Raw genomic sequence first — 21258 nt, 5'->3', positions numbered from 1 at the left:
GTCCCCGCCCCTTCAGGCAGCCGGTCGTAGACAAGGAAGAGTCCGTGAGCGACGTTCGCAACGTGATCATCATCGGCTCGGGGCCGGCGGGGTATACCGCCGCGCTGTACACCGCCCGCGCCGCGCTGCAGCCGCTGGTCTTCGAAGGCGCCGTCACCGCGGGCGGCGCGCTCATGAACACCACCGACGTGGAGAACTTCCCGGGTTTCCGCGACGGAATCATGGGCCCGGATCTGATGGACAACATGCGGGCACAGGCGGAGCGCTTCGGCGCCGAGCTGGTACCCGACGACGTGGTGTCCGTCGACCTCACCGGCGACATCAAGACCGTCACCGACACCGCGGGCACCGTCCACCGCGCGCGGACCGTGATCGTCTCCACCGGGTCGCAGCACCGCAAGCTGGGGCTGCCGCGGGAGGACGAGCTGTCCGGCCGGGGTATCTCGTGGTGTGCCACCTGTGACGGCTTCTTCTTCCGCGAGCAGGACATCGTGGTCGTCGGCGGTGGCGACACGGCGATGGAGGAAGCCACGTTCCTCTCCCGCTTTGCCAGCAGCGTCACGGTGATCCACCGCCGGGACAGCCTGCGTGCCAGCAAGGCGATGCAGGAGCGGGCCTTCGCGGACCCGAAGATCTCCTTCATCTGGGACAGCGAGGTCGCCGCCATCCACGGGGGCGACAAGGTCTCCGGCCTGACCCTGCGGAACACCAAGACGGGTGCGGAGTCCGAGATCGCGGTCACGGGTCTGTTCATCGCCATCGGACACGACCCGCGCACGGAGCTGTTCAAGGGGCAGCTGGAGCTCGACGGGGAGGGCTACCTCACGGTCGACGCCCCCTCCACGCGCACCAACCTCCCCGGGGTCTTCGCGTCGGGCGACGTCGTGGACCACACCTACCGCCAGGCGATCACCGCCGCCGGGACGGGTTGCTCTTCGGCGCTGGACGCCGAGCGCTACCTCGCCGCGATCGCCGACCAGGAGAAGTCGGCGGAGCCGGAGAAGGTCGCAGACGCCGTCTGAGACCGCGCAGCCATCAACGCACAACGACGTAAGGAGTACGCCATGGCCGGTGCCACGGTGACCGCAACCGATGCGGACTTCGAGGAGAAGGTCCTCAAGAGCGACAAGCCCGTACTGGTCGACTTCTGGGCTGCCTGGTGCGGTCCGTGCCGCCAGATCGCTCCGTCGCTGGAGGCCATCGCCGCGGAGAACCCGGAGAAGATCACCATCGTCAAGCTCAACATCGACGAGAACCCGGCGACGGCCGCGAAGTACGGGATCATGTCGATCCCGACGATGAACGTCTACCAGGGCGGCGAGGTCGTGAAGACCATCGTCGGCGCCAAGCCCAAGGCGGCCCTGGAGCGCGACCTCACCGAGTTCATCGGCTGACCCAGCGCTCCTCGTTTCACGTGAAACGTCATCGTGGCACGTGAAACGCAGTAGCCGACAGACGAAGGGCCCGTCCTTGCGAGGACGGGCCCTTCGTCGTGCCGGGCGGCGATCAGAGCGGCCGCAGCACCGGGTCCTTCCTCGCGGCGCCGAGCAGCTTGTCGAGCGCCAGCTCCACGTCCTCCTTCCAGGAGATCGCGGAGCGCAGCTCCAGCCGCATCCGGGGATAGCGATGGTGCGGCCGTACGGTCTTGAAGCCGACCGACACCAGATGATCGGCCGGCAGCATGCACGCCGGCTCCTTCCACGCCGCGTCTCCGAACGCCTCGACGGCTTTGACCCCTCGGCGCAGGAGATCCTTCGCGACGGTCTGGACGATGGTCCGGCCGAGCCCCTGCCCCTGATACCCGGGGTTGAGCCAGGCGGTCATCAGCTGGACGGCGTCCGCCGACACCGGGCTCGTCGGGAAGGCGAGGGAGCGGGGCACGTAGGCGGGCGGGGCGTACATCACGAAGCCGGCCGGCACATCGTCGACGTAGACGACGCGGCCACAGGATCCCCACTCCAGCAGGACGGAGGAGATCCACGCCTCCTTCTCCCGCTCCGGGTGCCCGGTCTTGGCGGCGGCTTCACCGCTGACGGGGTCCAGCTCCCAGAAGACGCACGAGCGGCACCGCCGGGGGACATCCGGCAGATTGTCCAGGGTGATCGGTACGAGCCTTCGCCCCATGAAGCCCGATCCTCTCCTTCACCGGCATCCCCCTCGATACCCGTATGCATCGTATCCGGAGACGACAAAACAGGCCGCGGATTCCATCCGCGGCCTGTCTCGTCGGGAGAGAGGGGGGAGTGGTCTACTCGTCCTCGTCGGCGTCCTCGTCGCTCAGCTTCTTCTCCAGCACCCTGCCCTCACCGGGTGCCATCGAGCCGAGGATGCGCTCCAGATCCTCTATCGACGCGAACTCGACGACGATCTTCCCCTTCTTCTGACCGAGGTCGACCTTCACCCGGGTCTCGAAGCGGTCGGAGAGCCGGGACGCCAGATCGGTCAGCGCCGGCGACATCCGGTTGCCCGCTCGCGGCGCCTTCGGCCGGCGCCCGCTCTTGGGCTCCGACCCCATGAGGGTCACGATCTCCTCGACGGCCCGCACCGACAGCCCCTCGGCCACGATGCGGTGTGCCAGCCGGTCCTGATCGCCCGCGTCCTCCACGGACAGCAGTGCCCGGGCATGGCCCGCGGAGATCACCCCGGCCGCAACCCGCCGCTGCACGGGCGGCGAGAGCCGCAGCAGCCGCAGCGTGTTGGAGACCTGGGGACGGGAGCGGCCGATCCGGTCGGCGAGCTGGTCGTGCGTGCACTCGAAGTCCCGCAGCAACTGGTCGTAGGCAGCGGCCTCTTCCAGCGGGTTGAGCTGCGCGCGGTGCAGGTTCTCCAGCAGCGCGTCCAGGAGGAGCTTCTCGTCGTCCGTGGCGCGGACGATCGCGGGAATCCGCTCCATGCCGGCCTCACGGCAGGCACGCCAGCGGCGCTCACCCATGACCAGCTCATAGCGGTCCGAGCCCAGCCGTCGGACGACGACCGGCTGGAGGAGACCGACCTCCTGGATGGAGGTGACCAGTTCGGCGAGGGAGTCCTCGTCGAACACCTCACGCGGCTGCCGCGGGTTCGGCGTGATGGCGTCCAGCGGAACCTCGGCGAAGTGCGCACCGGCCACTTCGCCGCTGTCCGCGGCAGCCTCGACGACCGGCGGCGCCTCGTAGGCGTGCTCCGGCGGGACCTGCTCCTCGTACCCCTGTGCCTCGGGCTGCGGCGTCCGCTCCGACACTATGACCGGCACCGCGCCCGGCGACATGGTGGCGCCGCCGACCAGCGGTCCCGAGTCATCGGCGGGAGTGGGAGCGGCGGGGATCAGCGCCCCCAGCCCGCGGCCCAGTCCTCTGCGTCGTTCCGTCACTGAGCCCCTCCGTCGTGCCGCTCGTGATGAGCTTCGCCCTGTCTGGGCATACCGCGCAGGGCCATCTCGCGGGCCGCCTCCAAATAGGAGAGCGAGCCGCTCGACCCCGGATCGTAGGTGAGGACCGTCTGCCCGTAGCTCGGTGCCTCGGAGATGCGCACCGAGCGCGGGATGCTGGTCCTCAGTACCTCGGCGCCGAAGTGGCCGCGGACTTCGTCCGCCACCTGGGAGGCCAGGCGCGTCCTCCCGTCGTACATCGTGAGGAGGATCGTCGACACATGGAGCCGGGGGTTGAGGTGTCCGCGCACCAGGTCGACGTTGTGCAGGAGCTGCCCCAGCCCTTCCAGCGCGTAGTACTCGCACTGGATGGGGATGAGCACCTCGTTGCCCGCCACCATGGCGTTGACCGTCAGCAGGCCGAGTGAGGGCGGGCAGTCGATGAAGATGTAGTCCAACGGCTGCTCGTAGGCGTCGATCGCCCGCTTCAGCCGGCTCTCCCGAGCCACCAGCGAGACCAACTCGATCTCCGCGCCCGCGAGATCGATGGTCGCCGGCGCGCAGAACAGCCCCTCGACATCGGGGACCGGCTGCACCACCTCGGCCAGCGGCTTGGCTTCCACCAGCACGTCGTAGACCGACGGGACTTCGGCGTGGTGGTCGACGCCCAGTGCGGTCGAGGCATTGCCCTGCGGATCGAGGTCGATGACCAGCACCCGGGCCCCGTGCAGGGCCAGCGATGCCGCCAGGTTGACCGTGGTGGTGGTCTTGCCGACCCCACCCTTCTGGTTGGCGACGACCATCACGCGGGTCTGCTCGGGGCGCGGCAGACCCTGACCGGCCCGCCCGAGCGCCTCTACGGCGAGTTGAGCGGCACGGCCGATCGGAGTGTCGTCCATCGGAGGCGGAGTTTCACGTGAAACATCCGCCGATTCGGAGCGGGGACCGGGGACCGGATCGGCCATCGGCCCCGCGACATTGGCGTCGGACCGCAAGGATTCACTCTCCTCGACTTCAGACTCGCACTGCACAGAGCCTGCCATGCTTTCGGGGTCGCGAACCAGCGAGGCCCGTTCTCCTGTGGATGATTCCTTATCCACAGCCGACTCGCGGGCCTCTGCGGCACCGCGTCCTCGGCTGAGGATCCCGGGGAGCAACGAACGATGTTTCACGTGAAACACGATGCACAGCCCCGTGGGGGCACCACCGCAGCGACACTCCGGTGTATGTACGGTAGGCGGCTTTAATGGACCGATCGGCCCTCTTTCGGATACGAGCAGACTAACGGCGTCGGCCGTGCCCGCCGCGACCGCCCTTCCGAGCGGCCCGGGCCCGCTTGGCGGCGAAGCGCACGCCCCCCGGGCTCTCGCCCACCACGGCCCGCACCACGGTCGCCGGCGGGTCCACCACATCGGCTCCGACCTGCACGATCTCGGTCTCCGTGACGCCGAGCTTGTGCAACGCGGCCTTCGAGGCGCGCAGTTCCTCCTCGGCGCTCTCGCCCTTGAGCGCCAGCATCTCGCCGTACGGGCGCAGCAGCGGAACGCCCCAGCCGGCCAGCCGATCCAGCGGGGCAACTGCCCGCGCGGTGACGACCTGGACGGGCTCCAGCGTGCCGAGGACCTCCTCGGCCCGGCCGCGGACGACGGTCACCTGCTGCTCCAGGCCCAGCAGCTCGGTGACTTCCTGCAGAAACCGGGTTCGCCGCAGCAGGGGCTCCAGCAGAGTGATCCGCAGGTCGGGGCGGACGAGCGCCAGCGGGATGCCGGGCAGTCCGGCACCCGAGCCGACGTCGCAGACGGCGACGCCGTCGGGCACCACCTCGCCGAGCACCGCGCAGTTCAGCAGGTGCCGCTCCCACAGCCGGGGGACCTCCCGCGGGCCGATCAGCCCGCGCGTCACCGCCGTGTCGGCCAGCAGCTCGGCGTAGCGCACCGCGTCCGGAAGGGCACCGCCGAAGACCTTGCCGGCGGCTTCCGGCACCGGCGGCAGATCCGCAACTTCGGACACGGGTACGTCCTCTCGCTGGAGCTGGGGCGGACGGGCGAGGGCAGGTGACAGGGGAGCAGTCTGGGCCGGTCGGGTCAACCGGCCCAGGGGTACAGCAGCGGGGTTCCGGTCAGGCCGGGAGCACGACCACGCGACGCTCGGGCTCCTCGCCCTCCGACTCGCTGCGCAGCCCCGCGGCCTTCACCGCGTCGTGCACCACCTTGCGCTCGAACGGGGACATCGGGCGCAGCTTCTCCGGCTCGCCGCTCTCCTTGACCCGCTCGACGGCCTCGGTGCCCAGCTCGGTCAGCTCGGCGCGCTTACGGGCCCGGAACCCCGCGATGTCCAGCATCAGCCGGCTGCGGTCACCCGTCTCCCGGTGCACGGCCAGCCGCGTCAGCTCCTGCAGCGCCTCCAGCACCTCGCCCTCGCGTCCCACCAGCTTCTGCAGGTGCCGGTCCGACGCCCCCTCGCTGATGATCGACACCGAGGCCCGGCCGCCCTCGACGTCCATGTCGATGTCACCGTCGAGGTCCGCGATGTCGAGCAGTTCCTCCAGATAGTCGGCGGCGATCTCGCCTTCCTGCTCCAGGCGCGTCAGGACGTCCTCGGCCGTGGCCTCGGGCTGCTCGGGCTTGGACTCGATCTCCGAACCGGCTTCGCCGGTCGCGGACGCGGTGTCCGTCACGTGGGGACTCCTTCTTACTTCTTCGACGGGTGCTTGGGCCGCTGCGGCCCCTTGCGCTGACCGGACTTCGCGTTACGGGCGTTCCCGCCAGCACCGCCGCCGCCGGATGAGCCGCCCGCCTTCTTCTTCGCGGCGTTCGACGCGGGCTTCTTGTCCTCGGGCTCCGCGGCGTCGCCCTCGCCGTCCTGCCGCTGGCCGGAGCCGCCGGCCTGGGCGTGGCTGCGGCGCTGGGACTTCGACTGCCGCTTCGGCTGCTGCCGCCGGCCGGGGTCGCCGCCGCCGGGCTTGGCGTCCGCCAGCGGCGTCTCGCTCTTGATCACGGTGCCGTCCGCCTGGGGCAGCAGGTCGTGCTTGGCGAGCGCGGAGACGAACTTCTTCTCGTCGTCGTTGCGGTCCTTGCCCTTGGCCACCATCTGCTTGACGACGTAGCGGTCGCGGCGGCCGCGCACGCCGCCGCGGTCGATGACGTGCTTCTGCATGCGCTCCAGCAGGTGCGCGTAGGACTTGCTGCCCGGGGTGGGGTTCCGCTTGATCACGTACATCTGCTGGCCCATGGACCAGACGTTGGTGGTCAGCCAGTAGATCAGGACGCCGACCGGGAAGTTGATGCCGAAGACGGCGAACATGATCGGGAAGATGTACATCAGCATCTTCTGCTGCTGCATGAAGGGCGTCTTGACCGTCAGGTCGACGTTCTTCGTCATCAGCTGGCGCTGCGTGTAGAACTGCGACCCCGACATCAGCACGATCATGATGACGGTGACGACCCGCACGTCGGCGAGCGTGGCGCCGAGGCTCTCCACCTTGCTCGCGCTGTCCATGAACTTCGCCGCGATCGGGGCGCCGAAGACGTGGGCCTCACGGGCCTGCTCGACCTGCGTGGCGTTGAGGACGCCGACCTCGTTGTTACCGGCGATCTTGTTCAGCACCTGGAAGAGCGCCAGGAAGAACGGCGACTGGGCGAGGATCGGAAGACAGCTCGAGAGCGGGTTGGTACCCGTCTCCCGGTACAGCTTCATCATCTCCTCGGACTGGCGCTGCTTGTCGTTCTTGTAGCGCTCCTGGATCGCCTTCATCTTCGGCTGCAGCACCTGCATGTTCCGCGTCGCCTTGATCTGCTTCACGAAGAGCGGGATCAGGGCGATACGGATCACGACCACCAGCGCCACGATGGACAGCCCCCACGCCCAGCCGCTGGCCTCGTCGAATACCAGGCTGAACAGCGAGTGGAACTGGACGATGATCCAGGAAACGGCGATATAGAGAGGTTTGAGGACCGTGTCCACGAATCAGGCTCCTTGGGCCTTGGGCTGCGTCTTGCCCAGGCGGCTGCGCAGCCGCTGGTGCCAGACCGGATGCTTGCGGGGCGGAACGTGGTCGACCCCGCCGAGCGACCACGGGTTGCAGCGCAGGATGCGCCAGGCGGTCAGGCCCGTGCCTTTGACCGCTCCGTGCAGCCGGATCGCCTCATAGCCGTAGTGCGAGCACGACGGGTAGTACTTGCAGACCGGCCCCAGCAGCGGGCTGATGGTCCACTGGTACAGCTTGATCAACCAAAGCAGCGGATACTTCATCGCGGCGCCCTTCCCAGCAACCGCCCCAGCGCTGCGTCCAGGTCATCGCGCAGCCGGTCGTAGCCGGCCTCCGCGGCGCCAGGCAGCGCCCGTACGACCACCAGGCTACCTGCGGGCAGCTGATCCAACCGATCCCGTAGGAGATGACGCAGACGACGCTTGACGAGGTTGCGCGAGACCGCCGGTCCGACGGCCCTGCTGACGACGAAACCCGCACGCGGCGGGGAGGCGTCCTCCCCGGCGGCGTGCGGGTCACCGCCACCGTTCAGATGGACGACGAGCAGCGGGCGACCGGCCCGTCGTCCGCGGCGTACCGCTCGGGCGAAGTCCTCGCGCCGCCGCAGCCGGTGCTCAGCGGGCAGCACGAGCACACCACCGGATCAGGCGGACAGGCGTGCGCGGCCCTTGTTGCGACGGGCCGTGACGATGGCACGGCCGGCGCGGGTACGCATACGCAGCCGGAAGCCGTGCGTCTTGGCACGCTTGCGGTTGTTCGGCTGGAAAGTGCGCTTGCTCACTCGGGGGCTCCAGGAGAGTTGTCACGGGTAGTTAGGCGCCGAACGGCTGCCACCGTGCGCCCTCGAGCCGGCTCGTCATCGCCCGACACGTGACATGATCACTGTCGCGGCCTGAGACTGATCGGAGGCAGGCGGCAGCAGCCGTCGACATCTCGACCTCGACACGGTACGCGGGCGGCCGCCGTCCGGTCAAACCCGCCCTGTGCGGCCGACACGCCACCGGACACTGTGCACAGCCTGTGGACAGCGACTTGAATGGTGCAGCTCGGCGTGACTACCGTGGCTGGACTTCCGACCCTTGCGCGGATCCATCCCACCCGTCCCGAGATCACACCTTCGTGACTGCCGTGACCCTGAAAGAGCGTGCCCCGTGGCCGACCTGCCTGCCGATCTCGCTGCAGTGTGGCCACGCGTGCTCGAGCGGCTGCTCGCGGACGACCAGGGCATCGAGGCCAAGGACCACCGGTGGCTGCGCGACTGCCAGCCGCTCGTCCTCGTCGCCGGCACCGCCGTGCTGGCCGTGCCCAACGAGTACGCGAAGGGCGTCTTCGAGGGCCGTCTCGCCTCCAAGATCACGGACGCGCTGAGCCACGCCTGCCGCCAGCCCATCGGCCTGGCCGTCACGGTCAGCCCCGGCGAGCCGGAGTCGAAGCCGCCGCAGCAGGCACCGCCCCCGCAGCCGGTCCCCGAGCAGGGCGGGCACGGTCCGCACGTATCCCACAGCCCGCAGGGTCCGCACGCTCCGCACACCCCGCAGGGCCAGCAGCCGCCGGCACACGAGCAGGCCGCGCACCCCGGTGCCCCCCTCCTCCCGCTGCCCCACACCGCCGCGCAGCCCACGCACCAGAGCCACCCGAACCACCAGCCGAGCCATCAGCCGCCGCACCAGCCCCACGGCGGCACGCTGCCCGAGGCGCCGTACGACGCGTACAGCCGCCCGGCGCCCGGGGACGACCGGCTCCCCACCGCCGCCCCGACGTACCCCGAGTACGCCCAGCCGCGCCCGGCGCCCGCCGCCTGGCCCCGGGCCGACCACCATCCGGGCCCGCCCGGCCCCCAGCCGGACGGCTCGGGAGGCGCCGACGGCGGGGACTACTACGCGGCCCACGACCACCTCGCGCAGCGCCCCGCCCACGACAGGTACGCGCACCCAGGCGGGCACCCCGGCGCGCACACGGCCGGCCACCCGGGCGGGCCCGGCCCCGCCGGCGCCCCGATCCCGCCGCTGGTGCAGGCCATGGGCAACGTCGAGCTGCCCGCGCCCAGCGGCGCGCCCGGCCCGCTCGCCGCCCAGCCCGCCCCGGCCACCGGACCCGGCGAGCCGACCGCGCGGCTGAACCCGAAATACCTCTTCGACACCTTCGTCATCGGCGCCTCCAACCGCTTCGCGCACGCCGCCGCGGTCGCCGTCGCCGAGGCGCCGGCGAAGGCGTACAACCCGCTGTTCATCTACGGCGAGTCCGGCCTGGGCAAGACGCACCTGCTGCACGCCATCGGCCACTACGCCCGCAGCCTCTACCCGGGCACCCGGGTCCGCTACGTGAGCTCCGAGGAGTTCACCAACGAGTTCATCAACTCCATCCGCGACGGCAAGGCGGACACGTTCCGCAAGCGCTACCGCGACATGGACATCCTCCTGGTCGACGACGTCCAGTTCCTGGCGAGCAAGGAGTCGACGCAGGAGGAGTTCTTCCACACCTTCAACACGCTGCACAACGCCAACAAGCAGATCGTGCTCTCCAGCGACCGGCCGCCCAAGCAGCTCATCACCCTGGAGGACCGGCTCCGCAACCGCTTCGAGTGGGGCCTGATCACCGACGTGCAGCCGCCGGAGCTGGAGACCCGGATCGCGATCCTGCGCAAGAAGGCGGTCCAGGAGCAGTTGAACGCACCGCCCGAGGTGCTGGAGTTCATCGCCTCCCGGATCTCCCGCAACATCCGCGAGCTGGAGGGCGCCCTGATCCGGGTCACGGCCTTCGCCTCGCTCAACCGGCAGCCGGTCGACCTCGGGCTCACCGAGATCGTGCTGAAGGACCTCATCCCCGGCGGCGAGGACGCGGCCCCGGAGATCACCGCGGCCGCGATCATGGCCGCGACCGCGGACTACTTCGGGCTGACGGTGGAGGACCTGTGCGGCTCCTCCCGCAGCCGCGTGCTGGTCACCGCGCGCCAGATCGCCATGTACCTGTGCCGGGAGCTGACGGACCTCTCCCTGCCGAAGATCGGCGCGCAGTTCGGCAACCGGGACCACACCACCGTCATGCACGCGGACCGCAAGATCCGGGCGCTGATGGCCGAGCGGCGTTCGATCTACAACCAGGTCACCGAGCTGACCAACCGCATCAAGAACAGCTAGCGGCCCGCCCACCGCTCCGTACGCCCTCACCGCTCCCGCGCCGTCCCCAGACGTCCCCCGGACGTCCCACAGGCGTCCCCAGGCGCCTCTACGCGTCCTGTGGATCCCCCCGCGTCCGCTTCTGCGCCGTGCTCATGCCACGCCGTCGCCGTGCGTCCACCCGCTCCGACACGCACCCGAACAGCCGAGCCCCCCGTGCACCGTTCGATTCCCGGCCCTGACCAGGCAGTTCTCCACACCTCGGCGCCCTTTTGCTCGTCCACACCCTGGGGATCGGCGAGTTACCCACGGGCGGGTGTGGACGCGATCTGGACAACTCGCGTCCGTGCAGCTCATCGGGGTGTGGATTTGTGGGCGGCCGTTGCCCACAAGCTGTGGACACCGGCCGGCGGCTCGATCGGCGCCGAGCGCTGTCCACCGCGGGAGACCACTCACCCACAGAAAACCCCGCTCTGTACACAGCCTGTCCACAAGTTTGTCCACTGTTCGGCAACGCAACGCGCGCCTTCACCGGGTCGAGTGAAAGCCGTCACACCGAACGCGAGGATTGGCTGTGCAGAAACCCGGGTAACTCTGGGGATGGAGCTGTGGCTAAGTGGCCCCTGCCTGTGAACGGCCTGTGTACAGCCGGGCCCCATCCACAGGAACCGAGGGTTTTCCACTCCTCGTCCCCAACCCGCCTGTGGGCAAAATTTGCGGGCTGACCTGCGCAGACGGGGTTTTCCACGGTTTCCACAGGCCCTACTACTACCTCTACACGTATCTAGCTCGGAATCCGCTTCGAAGCGGGGCCTGTGCACAAGTGCGGTCGACGGCGTCCAACGGCGGCTGCGACGAGTTGACCCCGACCTGCCCCCTGTGTCGGTGCCGTGCGTCAGACTGGTGCCCCACACCAACCGAGCCGGCAAGGGCCGAGAGCACCAGGAGGCGGTCTCCGTGAAGATCCGGGTGGAGCGCGACGTACTCGCGGAGGCAGTGGCGTGGGCAGCGCGCAGCCTCCCGGCCCGGCCGCCCGCGCCGGTGCTCGCCGGACTGCTGCTGAAGGCCGACGGCGCGGACGGCGGGTCGCTCAGCCTCTCCGGCTTCGACTACGAGGTCTCCGCCCGCGTCTCCGTGGAGGCGGACGTGGAGGAGGACGGCACCGTCCTCGTCTCCGGGCGGCTGCTCGCCGACATCTCCCGGGCGCTTCCCAACAGGCCTGTGGAGATCTCCACGGACGGCGTCCGCGTCACCGTGGTCTGCGGCTCCTCGCGATTCACACTCCACACCCTGCCTGTGGAGGAATACCCGGCGCTGCCGGAGATGCCGACCGCGACCGGCACGGTCTCCGGCGAGGTCTTCGCCTCCGCCGTCGCGCAGGTCGCCATCGCCGCCGGCCGGGACGACACCCTGCCGGTGCTCACGGGCGTGCGGATCGAGATCGAGGGCGACACGGTCACCCTCGCCTCGACGGACCGGTACCGCTTCGCGGTCCGGGAGTTCCTGTGGAAGCCGGAGACCGCGGACGCCTCCTCGGTGGCGCTCGTACCCGCCAAGACGCTGCTGGACACGGCCAAGTCGCTGACCAGCGGTGACATCGTGACGCTCGCCCTGTCGGGCGCCGGTGCCGGCGAGGGCCTGATCGGCTTCGAGGGCGCCGGGCGGCGGACGACGACGCGGCTGATCGAGGGCGACCTGCCGAAGTACCGCACGCTGTTCCCCACGGAGTTCAACTCGGTGGCGGTCATCGAGACCCCGCCGTTCGTCGAGGCCGTCAAGCGCGTGGCGCTGGTGGCCGAGCGGAACACCCCGGTGCGGCTGAGCTTCGAGCAGGGCGTGCTGACCCTGGAGGCCGGGTCCAGCGACGACGCACAGGCTGTGGAAAGGGTGGACGCCCAGCTCGAGGGCGACGACATCTCGATCGCCTTCAACCCGACGTTCCTGCTCGACGGGCTGAGCGCGATCGACTCGCCCGCGGCGCAGCTCTCCTTCACGACGTCGACGAAGCCGGCGCTGCTCAGCGGCAAGCCCGCGCTCGACGCCGAGGCGGACGAGGCGTACAAGTACCTGATCATGCCCGTGCGACTGAGCGGCTGAGGTCCGGCGTAGGCTCGGACCCGATAGGGCGCACAGACGGACGAAGGGGCAGTGATGGAGCTCGGTCTTGTGGGTCTCGGCCGGATGGGCGGGAACATGCGTGAGCGCATCCGGCGCGCGGGTCACACCGTCGTGGGGTACGACCGCAACCCGGACGTCGCCGATGTCCACAGCCTGCGGGAGCTTGTGGACGCGCTGCCCGCCCCGCGTGTGGTCTGGGTGATGGTGCCGGCGGGCGCGGCCACGCAGTCGACGGTCGACGAGCTGGCCGAGCTGCTCCAGCCCGGGGACGTCCTCGTGGACGGCGGCAACTCGCGCTGGATGGACGACGAGAAGCACGCCGCGGAGCTGGGTGCCAAGGGCATCGGCTTCGTGGACTGCGGCGTCTCCGGGGGCGTGTGGGGCCTGGAGAACGGCTACGCGCTGATGTACGGCGGGGACGCCGAGCACGTGGCGCGGGTGCAGCCGGTCTTCGACGCGCTGAAGCCCGAGGGCGAGTACGGCTCCGTCCACGCGGGCAAGGTCGGCGCGGGGCACTTCGCGAAGATGGTCCACAACGGCATCGAGTACGCGATGATGCAGGCCTTCGCCGAGGGCTGGGAGCTGCTGGAGGCCGCGGACTCGGTCACCGACGTGCGCGAGGTGTTCCGTTCGTGGCAGGAGGGCACGGTCATCCGCTCCTGGCTGCTGGACCTGGCGGTCCTGGCGCTGGACGACGACGAGCACCTGGGCAAGCTCCGCGGGTACGCGGAGGACTCCGGTGAGGGCCGGTGGACGGTGGAGGCGGCGATCGACCACGCGGTGCCGCTGCCGGCGATCACCGCGTCGCTCTTCGCCCGGTTCGCCTCGCGCCAGGACGACTCACCGCAGATGAAGATGATCGCCGCGCTCCGGAACCAGTTCGGTGGCCACGCGGTCAAGGAGGAGAAGTAGCCTGCCGGGCGGCCGGCCACAGCGCCGGCCCGCTGTTCGCTGAAGCTGAATCGGCCGTGTGCCTGGGGAGGTCGGCGTCGGGCCATGCACGTGTCTCATCTCTCGCTGGCCGACTTCCGTTCGTATGAGCGGGCGGAGGTGCCCCTCGACCCGGGGGTGACGGCCTTCGTCGGACCGAACGGCCAGGGCAAGACGAACCTGGTCGAGGCCGTCGGCTATCTCGCCACGCTGGGCAGCCACCGGGTGTCCGCGGACGCCCCGCTGGTGCGGATGGGCGCGGCGCGCGCGGTGGTGCGGGCCGCGGTGACGCACGACGGCCGGCAGCAGCTCGTGGAGCTGGAGCTGAACCCGGGCAAGGCGAACCGCGCGCGGCTCAACCGGTCGTCGCAGGTACGGCCGCGCGACGTGCTGGGCGTGCTGCGCTCCGTGCTGTTCGCGCCGGAGGACCTGGCGCTGGTCAAGGGCGACCCGGATCAGCGGCGCCGCTACCTCGACGAGCTGATCACCGCACGGGCACCGCGCCTCGCGGGGGTGCGCAGCGACTACGACCGGGTGCTCAAGCAGCGCAACACGCTGCTCAAGACGGCCGCGATGGCGCGGCGGCACGGCGGGCGGCAGCTCGATCTGTCGACGCTGGACGTGTGGGACCAGCACCTGGCGCGCGCCGGGGCGGAGTTGCTGGCGCAGCGGCTGGAGCTGATCGCCGTGCTGCAGCCGCTGGTGGACAAGGCGTACGAGCAGGTGGCGCCGGGCGGCGGCCCGGCGGCGTTCGAGTACCGGTCGCCGGCCGGCGACCGGTTCGCGGAGGCGCGCACGCGCGAGGAGTTCGCGGGGCTGCTGCTGGAGGCGATGGCGGACGCGCGCAAGCAGGAGATCGAGCGGGGCGTGACGCTGGTGGGTCCGCACCGCGACGACCTGGTGCTGAAGCTGGGTGAGCTGCCCGCGAAGGGCTATGCGTCGCACGGGGAGTCGTGGTCGTACGCGCTGGCGCTGCGGCTCGCGTCGTACGAGCTGCTGCGCGGCGAGGGCGGCGGCGAGCCGGTGCTGGTGCTGGACGACGTGTTCGCGGAGCTGGACACGCGGCGGCGGGAGCGGCTGGCGGAGCTGGTGGCGCCGGGCGAGCAGGTGCTCGTGACGGCGGCGGTGGCCGAGGACGTGCCGGGGGCGCTGGCGGGGGCGCGGTTCACGGTGGCGGACGGGCGGGTGGAGCGCGGATGAGCGAGGAGCCCGTACGTCCCGAAGGTGCCGGCAGCCCCGACGCGCCCGCGGACTCCGGCACACCCGGCGCCCCCGGGTCTCCCGGTTCCGCCGCCGCTCCCGAGCCTTCCGGGGTCGACTTGGCGCGCGTGGCCCTGCGGGCGGCGCGCGCGGAGGCCCGCGCGCGGGGTGCGGCGGCGCAGCAGCGCCGGCAGGCGCGCCGCGGCGGCGGGCTGCGTTCGGGCGCCCGCGCCGACGGCCGCGATCCGCTGCCGCTGGGCGCGGCGGTGAGCCGGCTGATCACCGAGCGCGGCTGGGAGGCTCCGGCGGCGGTGGGCGGTGTGATGGGCCGCTGGCCGCAGCTCGTCGGTCCCGAGGTGGCGCAGCACTGCGCGCCCGAGCGGTACGACGAGCAGGAGCGGGTACTCGTGGTGGCGTGCGACTCCACGGCGTGGGCGACGCAGCTGCGGCTGCTGGCGCCGCAGTTGGTGGCGCGGCTGAACGAGGAGCTGGGCCACGGCACGGTGAAGCTGATCAAAGTGGTGGGTCCGGGGGGCGGCGGACGGCGTTTCGGGCCGCTGCGGGCGCCGGGCAGCCAGGGCCCCGGGGACACGTACGGGTAGGCCCGAACCTCCTGGTGAACCCGCTCGGTAAACCTGTGATGGAGTGAGGTCGGTCACAGTAGCTCATGGTTGACGCCCCGAAGCGCTGAGTGGCGCTCAGAGGCTCCGCAGGCCCCGGTGTGTGCAGCCCCCCTCGGCGGGCAGATGTTCAGGGCGCCACATGCGGGTTCAGGCACCTGCAAACCGCCATTCTGTCGTGCGCTACCGGTAGACTGGGGAGCAACCCGCCCACTTGCGGAACACGCTGACCAACAACGACGCGGCCGCTCCCGCTCAGCCAGGAGAGTGGCCCGTGCTGTGCCAGAAAGGGCGCTTCGTGGCCGATTCCGGCAACTCCAACGAGAACATCCCTGCCAGCGAGAACGTGCCTCCGGGCGCCGACGGCGCCGCGGAGGCGGCCGCTGCGGCCGCCGAACGGGCACATGCCCGCGCGGAGGCGGAGGCCGTCGAGGACGCGGCGTACGACGCGAGTGCGATCACGGTCCTGGAGGGCCTCGACGCCGTACGCAAGCGCCCGGGCATGTACATCGGCTCGACCGGTGAGCGCGGTCTGCACCACCTGGTGCAGGAGGTCGTGGACAACTCGGTGGACGAGGCGATGGCCGGCCACGCGGACTCGATCGAGGTGACGCTGCTCGCCGACGGCGGCGTGCGCGTCGTCGACAACGGCCGCGGCATCCCGGTGGGCATCGTGCCCTCGGAGAACAAGCCGGCCGTCGAGGTCGTGCTGACGGTCCTGCACGCGGGCGGCAAGTTCGGCGGCGGCGGGTACGCGGTCTCCGGCGGTCTGCACGGCGTCGGCGTCTCGGTGGTGAACGCGCTCTCGACCCGCCTGTCGGTGGAGGTCAAGACCGACGGCCACCGCTGGACGCAGGACTACAAGCTGGGCATCCCGACCGAGCCGCTGGCGCAGAACGAGGCGACCGACGAGACCGGCACCACGGTCACGTTCTGGGCGGACGCCGACATCTTCGAGACGACGGACTACTCGTTCGAGACGCTGTCGCGCCGCTTCCAGGAGATGGCGTTCCTCAACAAGGGCCTGACCATCTCGCTGACCGATGAGCGGGCGGCGGCGAAGCAGACCTCGGGCGCGGACACCGCGGGCGACGAGGACGAGGACAAGGCGCGCAGCGTCACGTACCACTACGAGGGCGGCATCTCCGACTTCGTACGCCACCTGAACTCGCGCAAGGGCGAGCCGGTGCACCCCTCGGTAATCGACTTCGAGGCCGCCGACACCGAGCGGCTCATGTCGGTCGAGATCGCGATGCAGTGGAACACGCAGTTCAGCGAGGGCGTGTACAGCTTCGCGAACGTCATCCACACCCACGAGGGCGGTACGCACGAGGAGGGCTTCCGGGCCGCGCTGACGGGCCTGATCAACCGGTACGCGCGGGACAAGAAGCTGCTGCGCGAGAAGGACGACAACCTCACCGGCGAGGACATCCGCGAGGGCCTGACGGCGATCATCTCGGTCCGCCTCGGCGAGCCGCAGTTCGAGGGCCAGACGAAGACCAAGCTGGGCAACACCGAGGCGAAGACCTTCGTCCAGAAGGTCACGCACGAGCACCTGACGGACTGGCTCGACCGGAACCCGAACGAGGCGTCGGACATCATCCGCAAGTCCATCCAGGCGCAGACCGCGCGCGTCGCGGCCCGCAAGGCGCGCGACCTGACGCGGCGCAAGGGCCTGCTGGAGACGGCGTCGCTGCCGGGCAAGCTGAGCGACTGCCAGTCCAACGACCCGTCCAAGTGCGAGATCTTCATCGTGGAGGGCGACTCCGCGGGCGGCTCGGCGAAGTCCGGCCGCAATCCGCGGTACCAGGCGATCCTCCCGATCCGCGGCAAGATCCTGAACGTGGAGAAGGCCCGGATCGACCGGGTGCTGCAGAACACCGAGGTGCAGGCGCTGATCTCGGCGTTCGGCACCGGCATCCACGAGGACTTCGACCTCGACAAGCTGCGCTATCACAAGATCGTGCTGATGGCCGACGCGGACGTCGACGGCCAGCACATCCAGACCCTGCTGCTCACGCTGCTGTTCCGCTTCATGCGCCCGCTGATCGAGGGCGGCCACGTGTTCCTGGCCCAGCCCCCGCTGTACAAGATCAAGTGGGGCCGGGAGGAGTTCGAGTACGCCTACTCCGACCGCGAGCGCGACCAGCTGATCCAGCTGGGCCGCTCGCAGGGCAAGCGGATCCGGGACGACTCCATCCAGCGCTTCAAGGGCCTGGGCGAGATGAACGCGGAGGAGCTGCGGATCACGACCATGGACCAGGCGCACCGCGTGCTGCGCCAGGTGACGCTCGACGACGCCGCCGCGGCCGACGACCTGTTCTCGGTCCTCATGGGCGAGGACGTCGAGGCACGCCGCTCGTTCATCCAGCGCAACGCCAAGGACGTCCGCTTCCTCGACATCTGAGTCGGCCCCTGCCCGGGCGGCCGCCGCCCGGGCTCCCGGGGGCTCCCCCGCCCGGGAGCGCGACCGACCGCCTTCGAGACCTCTTCGAAAAGGTAGAAAAGACCCGCAATGGCCGACGAGCTCACTCCCCAGAACCCCGACCCGCAGCCGGACGGCGAGGGCGAAGACGGCGGCATCGTGCTGCGCGTGGACGCCGTCTCGCTCGAGACGGAGATGCAGCGCAGCTATCTCGACTACGCGATGAGCGTCATCGTCTCGCGTGCGCTGCCGGACATCCGCGACGGTCTGAAGCCGGTGCACCGCCGCGTGCTGTACTCGATGTACGAGGGCGGTTACCGCCCGGAGCGCGGGTACTTCAAGTGCGCGCGCGTCGTCGGCGACGTGATGGGCAACTACCACCCGCACGGCGACTCGGCGATCTACGACGCCCTGGTGCGGCTCGCGCAGCCGTGGTCGATGCGGATGCCCCTCGTCGACGGCAACGGCAACTTCGGCTCCCCGGGCAACGACCCGGCCGCCGCCATGCGCTACACCGAGTGCCGCATGGCGCAGCTGGCGATGGAGATGCTCCGCGACATCGACGAGGAGACCGTCGACTTCGGGGACAACTACGACGGCCGCTCCCAGGAGCCCGCCGTCCTGCCCGCCCGCTTCCCGAACCTGCTGATCAACGGCTCGGCCGGGATCGCGGTCGGCATGGCGACGAACATCCCGCCGCACAACCTGCGGGAGGTCGCCGAGGGCGTCCAGTGGTACCTGGAGCACCCCGGGGCGTCCAACGACGAGCTGCTCGAGGCGCTCCTGGAGCGCATCAAGGGCCCGGACTTCCCCAGCGGCGCGCTGGTCGTCGGCCGCAAGGGCATCGAGGAGGCGTACCGCACCGGCCGCGGCTCCATCCCGATGCGCGCGGTGGTCGAGGTGGAGGAGATCCAGGACCGGCAGTGCCTGGTGGTCACCGAGCTGCCGTACCAGGTCAACCCCGACAACCTCGCGCAGAAGATCGCCGACGGCGTGAAGGACGGCCGGCTGACGGGCATCGCCGACGTCCGGGACGAGACCTCGTCGCGTACGGGCCAGCGGCTGGTCATCGTGCTGCGCCGGGACGCCGTCGCGAAGGTCGTGCTGAACAACCTCTACAAGCACACCGACCTGCAGACGAACTTCGGCGCCAACATGCTGGCGCTCGTCGACGGCGTGCCGCGCACCCTGTCGCTGGACGCGTTCATCCGGCACTGGGTGGACCACCAGATCGACGTCATCGTCCGCCGCACCACCTTCCGGCTGCGCAAGGCCGAGGAGCGCGCGCACATCCTGCGCGGCCTGCTGAAGGCCCTGGACGCCATCGACGAGGTCATCGCGCTGATCCGGGCCTCGCAGACGGTCGACGTGGCGCGTACGGGCCTGATGGACCTGCTGGAGATCGACGAGATCCAGGCGAACGCGATCCTGGAGATGCAGCTGCGCCGGCTGGCCGCCCTGGAGCGGCAGAAGATCACCGCGGAGCACGACGACCTCCAGGCGAAGATCGACGACTACAACGCGATCCTCGCCTCCCCCGAGCGGCAGCGGCTGATCATCAGCGAGGAGCTGGCGGCGATCGTCGCGAAGTTCGGCGACGACCGGCGCACGCAGCTCGTGCCCTTCGACGGCGACGTGTCCATCGAGGACCTGATCGCCGAGGAGGACATCGTCGTCACGATCACCCGCGGCGGCTATGTGAAGCGGACGAAGAGCACCGACTACCGCGCGCAGAAGCGCGGCGGCAAGGGCGTACGCGGCACGCGGCTGCGCGAGGACGACATCGTCGACCACTTCTTCGTCTCCACCACCCACCACTGGCTGCTGTTCTTCACGAACAAGGGCCGGGTGTACCGCGCCAAGGCGTACGAGCTGCCGGACGCCGGCCGCGACGCCAAGGGGCAGCACGTCGCGAACCTGCTGGCGTTCCAGCCGGACGAGCACATCGCCGAGATCCTGGCGATCCGGGACTACGCGGCCGCGCCGTACCTGGTGCTCGCGACCAAGGCCGGGCTGGTGAAGAAGACGGTCCTGAAGGACTACGACTCGCCCCGCCAGGGCGGCGTGATCGCGATCAACCTGCGCGAGATGCCCGACGACTCGCCGGACGAGGTGATCGGCGCCGAGCTGGTCTCGTCCGAGGACGACCTGCTGCTCGTCAGCAGGAAGGCCCAATCGATCCGGTTCACCGCAACGGACGAGGCGCTGCGCCCGATGGGCCGCGCCACCTCCGGTGTGAAGGGCATGAGCTTCCGCGAGGGTGACGAACTCCTCTCGATGAATGTCGTGCGGCCCGGTACGTTCGTGTTCACCGCCACCGACGGCGGGTACGCGAAGCGTACGAACGTGGACGACTATCGCGTTCAGGGACGTGGCGGACTCGGCATCAAGGCGGCGAAGCTGGTGGAGGACCGGGGCTCGCTGGTGGGCGCGCTGGTGGTGGAGGAGTCGGACGAGATCCTCGCCATCACGCTCGGCGGCGGCGTGATCCGTACGCGGGTCGACGAGGTCAGGGAGACGGGCCGTGACACCATGGGCGTCCAGCTGATCAACCTGGGGAAGCGGGACGCCGTCGTCGGCATCGCGCGGAACGCCGAAGCCGGCCGGGAGGCGGAGGAGGTCGAGGAGGCCGCCGACGCCGCCGTCGCCGCGGACGAGGCCGGGAGCACGGACGCCGGGGCCGAGGGCCCCGCCGCGGACGGTGAAGGCGAGGAGTAGGTCGTGAGTGGAACGGGTGCCGGCGCCGGGCCGGCGAGGGCCGAGGGGTACGCGCAGCCGAACCCCCCGCCCGGTCCGGACGACGCCGGCGGCGGGCACGGCGGCCGGCGCGGGCGCAGACGCGGCGCCTCCGCTCCCCCGGGAGCCGGGGGCACGGAGGCGGACCCGCAGGGGCACGCGTACACGTACGACAGCGCCCCCGAGGGCCCGATGCCCCCGCCGGCGGCCGGCCCCGCGGCCCCGCCGGCGCCGCACCACCCCCCGCAGGCGTACACCCCGCCGGCCGGTGTGGGTGCCGGGGGCCAGGGCGGCGGGCACACGGCGGGGCGCGGCGGCCAGGCGTACGAGCAGGCGCAGCAGTCCGCCGCCGGCGTACGCAGGTCGCGTACCGGCGCCCGCACGGTGCCCCGCACCCGCAAGGCGCGGCTGCGGGTGGCGAAGGCCGACCCGTGGTCGGTGATGAAGGTCAGCTTCCTGCTCTCCATCGCGCTGGGCATCTGCACGATCGTGGCCGTGACGGTGCTGTGGATGGTGCTGGACGCGATGGGCGTCTTCAGCACGGTCGGCGGCACGATCAGCGAGGCCACCGGCTCGGACGACTCGGCCGGCTTCGACCTGGAGTCGTTCCTGTCGCTGCCCCGGGTGGTCGGGTTCACGGCGGTGGTGGCGCTGATCGACGTGGTCCTCGCCACGGCGCTGGCGACGCTGGGCGCGTTCATCTACAACCTCTCCGCCGGCTTCGTCGGCGGCATCGAGGTCACGCTGGCGGAGGACGAGTAGCGCCCGCCGGGTACTCC

Annotated in this window: 18 protein-coding genes and 2 pseudogenes; 11 read left to right on the top strand and 9 right to left on the bottom strand. The window is 70.6% G+C overall.

The window, feature by feature from the left end:
- The first annotated feature begins 44 nt into the window (after window positions 1-44).
- On the top strand, window positions 45-1022 hold the full coding sequence (gene trxB, locus LG396_RS00540) for a thioredoxin-disulfide reductase (RefSeq protein WP_225793131.1): 978 nt from the start codon (window positions 45-47) through the stop codon (window positions 1020-1022).
- A gap of 12 nt (window positions 1023-1034) precedes the next feature.
- On the top strand, window positions 1035-1394 hold the full coding sequence (gene trxA / locus LG396_RS00535; RefSeq protein WP_372483235.1) for a thioredoxin: 360 nt from the start codon (window positions 1035-1037) through the stop codon (window positions 1392-1394).
- Window positions 1395-1506: 112 nt separating this feature from the next.
- Here trxA and LG396_RS00530 read toward each other — a convergent pair whose 3' ends face one another.
- From LG396_RS00530 to rpmH, 9 genes are all read right to left on the bottom strand, one after another.
- On the bottom strand, window positions 1507-2124 hold the full coding sequence (locus LG396_RS00530) for a GNAT family N-acetyltransferase (protein WP_018841077.1): 618 nt from the start codon (window positions 2122-2124) through the stop codon (window positions 1507-1509).
- Window positions 2125-2248: 124 nt separating this feature from the next.
- The gene (locus tag LG396_RS00525; protein WP_026276515.1) at window positions 2249-3349 is read right to left on the bottom strand and encodes a ParB/RepB/Spo0J family partition protein; all 1101 of its coding nucleotides are present in this window, start codon (window positions 3347-3349) and stop codon (window positions 2249-2251) included.
- On the bottom strand, window positions 3346-4389 hold the full coding sequence (locus tag LG396_RS00520; RefSeq protein ID WP_078524112.1) for a ParA family protein: 1044 nt from the start codon (window positions 4387-4389) through the stop codon (window positions 3346-3348). The genes LG396_RS00525 and LG396_RS00520 overlap by 4 nt, the downstream gene beginning before the upstream one ends.
- Window positions 4390-4627: 238 nt before the next feature.
- Window positions 4628-5356, bottom strand: coding sequence for a 16S rRNA (guanine(527)-N(7))-methyltransferase RsmG (gene rsmG, locus LG396_RS00515; RefSeq protein WP_130456545.1), 729 nt, complete (start codon window positions 5354-5356; stop codon window positions 4628-4630).
- A 109-nt stretch (window positions 5357-5465) separates the two neighbouring features.
- Window positions 5466-5981: a Jag family protein gene (locus LG396_RS00510; protein ID WP_037730166.1), complete on the bottom strand. Its 516-nt coding sequence runs from the start codon at window positions 5979-5981 to the stop codon at window positions 5466-5468.
- A 56-nt stretch (window positions 5982-6037) separates the two neighbouring features.
- Complete coding sequence (yidC, locus tag LG396_RS00505; protein WP_225793130.1) at window positions 6038-7309, bottom strand: membrane protein insertase YidC; 1272 nt, start codon at window positions 7307-7309, stop codon at window positions 6038-6040.
- Between the two features lie 3 nt (window positions 7310-7312).
- Window positions 7313-7597, bottom strand: a complete 285-nt coding sequence (gene yidD, locus LG396_RS00500) for a membrane protein insertion efficiency factor YidD (RefSeq protein ID WP_018838819.1) — start codon at window positions 7595-7597, stop codon at window positions 7313-7315.
- Window positions 7594-7962, bottom strand: coding sequence for a ribonuclease P protein component (gene rnpA, locus LG396_RS00495; RefSeq protein WP_078524114.1), 369 nt, complete (start codon window positions 7960-7962; stop codon window positions 7594-7596). The genes yidD and rnpA overlap by 4 nt, the downstream gene beginning before the upstream one ends.
- Window positions 7963-7977: 15 nt before the next feature.
- Entirely contained in the window at window positions 7978-8115 is a 138-nt protein-coding gene (gene rpmH / locus LG396_RS00490) for a 50S ribosomal protein L34 (protein ID WP_027741629.1), read from the bottom strand.
- A gap of 370 nt (window positions 8116-8485) precedes the next feature.
- Between rpmH and LG396_RS40035 the strand changes: the two are divergent.
- From LG396_RS40035 to LG396_RS00450, 9 genes and pseudogenes are all read left to right on the top strand, one after another.
- Window positions 8486-8827, top strand: a pseudogene (locus tag LG396_RS40035) (chromosomal replication initiator protein DnaA); the annotation flags it as partial.
- Between the two features lie 99 nt (window positions 8828-8926).
- Window positions 8927-10471 (top strand): annotated as a pseudogene (dnaA, locus tag LG396_RS00485) (chromosomal replication initiator protein DnaA); the annotation flags it as partial.
- A 936-nt stretch (window positions 10472-11407) separates the two neighbouring features.
- Window positions 11408-12547, top strand: coding sequence for a DNA polymerase III subunit beta (gene dnaN, locus LG396_RS00480; RefSeq protein WP_037748090.1), 1140 nt, complete (start codon window positions 11408-11410; stop codon window positions 12545-12547).
- A 54-nt stretch (window positions 12548-12601) separates the two neighbouring features.
- On the top strand, window positions 12602-13480 hold the full coding sequence (gene gnd / locus LG396_RS00475) for a phosphogluconate dehydrogenase (NAD(+)-dependent, decarboxylating) (protein WP_225793128.1): 879 nt from the start codon (window positions 12602-12604) through the stop codon (window positions 13478-13480).
- An 84-nt stretch (window positions 13481-13564) separates the two neighbouring features.
- On the top strand, window positions 13565-14698 hold the full coding sequence (gene recF, locus LG396_RS00470; protein WP_018851836.1) for a DNA replication/repair protein RecF: 1134 nt from the start codon (window positions 13565-13567) through the stop codon (window positions 14696-14698).
- Window positions 14695-15300, top strand: coding sequence for a DciA family protein (locus LG396_RS00465; protein ID WP_018841074.1), 606 nt, complete (start codon window positions 14695-14697; stop codon window positions 15298-15300). The genes recF and LG396_RS00465 overlap by 4 nt, the downstream gene beginning before the upstream one ends.
- Before the next feature lie 292 nt (window positions 15301-15592).
- Window positions 15593-17725 (top strand): DNA topoisomerase (ATP-hydrolyzing) subunit B, encoded by a 2133-nt coding sequence (gene gyrB / locus LG396_RS00460; RefSeq protein ID WP_018838825.1) that lies wholly within the window; start codon window positions 15593-15595, stop codon window positions 17723-17725.
- Window positions 17726-17833: 108 nt separating this feature from the next.
- Window positions 17834-20461, top strand: coding sequence for a DNA gyrase subunit A (gene gyrA / locus LG396_RS00455; protein ID WP_018838826.1), 2628 nt, complete (start codon window positions 17834-17836; stop codon window positions 20459-20461).
- Window positions 20462-20464: 3 nt separating this feature from the next.
- A complete protein-coding gene (locus tag LG396_RS00450; RefSeq protein WP_037748012.1) occupies window positions 20465-21241 on the top strand; it encodes a DUF3566 domain-containing protein in 777 nt (258 codons plus the stop codon).
- Window positions 21242-21258: the final 17 nt, after the last annotated feature.

Origin of the sequence: Streptomyces aculeolatus (genome assembly GCF_020400605.1) — a bacterium.
Classification (GTDB): domain Bacteria; phylum Actinomycetota; class Actinomycetes; order Streptomycetales; family Streptomycetaceae; genus Streptomyces; species Streptomyces aculeolatus.
Note: the sequence above shows the minus strand (reverse complement) of the source record. Positions and strands in the feature narration are given on the sequence as shown.

What these genes read in the sequence shown, in the direction of transcription:
- recF (WP_018851836.1), top strand. Translation starts at nt 13,565, where the DNA reads ATGCACGTGTCTCATCTCTCGCTGGCCGACTTCCGTTCGTATGAGCGG.
- gnd (WP_225793128.1), top strand. Translation starts at nt 12,602, where the DNA reads ATGGAGCTCGGTCTTGTGGGTCTCGGCCGGATGGGCGGGAACATGCGT.
- yidD (WP_018838819.1), bottom strand. Translation starts at nt 7,597, where the DNA reads ATGAAGTATCCGCTGCTTTGGTTGATCAAGCTGTACCAGTGGACCATC.
- LG396_RS00465 (WP_018841074.1), top strand. Translation starts at nt 14,695, where the DNA reads ATGAGCGAGGAGCCCGTACGTCCCGAAGGTGCCGGCAGCCCCGACGCG.
- gyrA (WP_018838826.1), top strand. Translation starts at nt 17,834, where the DNA reads ATGGCCGACGAGCTCACTCCCCAGAACCCCGACCCGCAGCCGGACGGC.
- LG396_RS00520 (WP_078524112.1), bottom strand. Translation starts at nt 4,389, where the DNA reads ATGGCAGGCTCTGTGCAGTGCGAGTCTGAAGTCGAGGAGAGTGAATCC.
- LG396_RS00530 (WP_018841077.1), bottom strand. Translation starts at nt 2,124, where the DNA reads ATGGGGCGAAGGCTCGTACCGATCACCCTGGACAATCTGCCGGATGTC.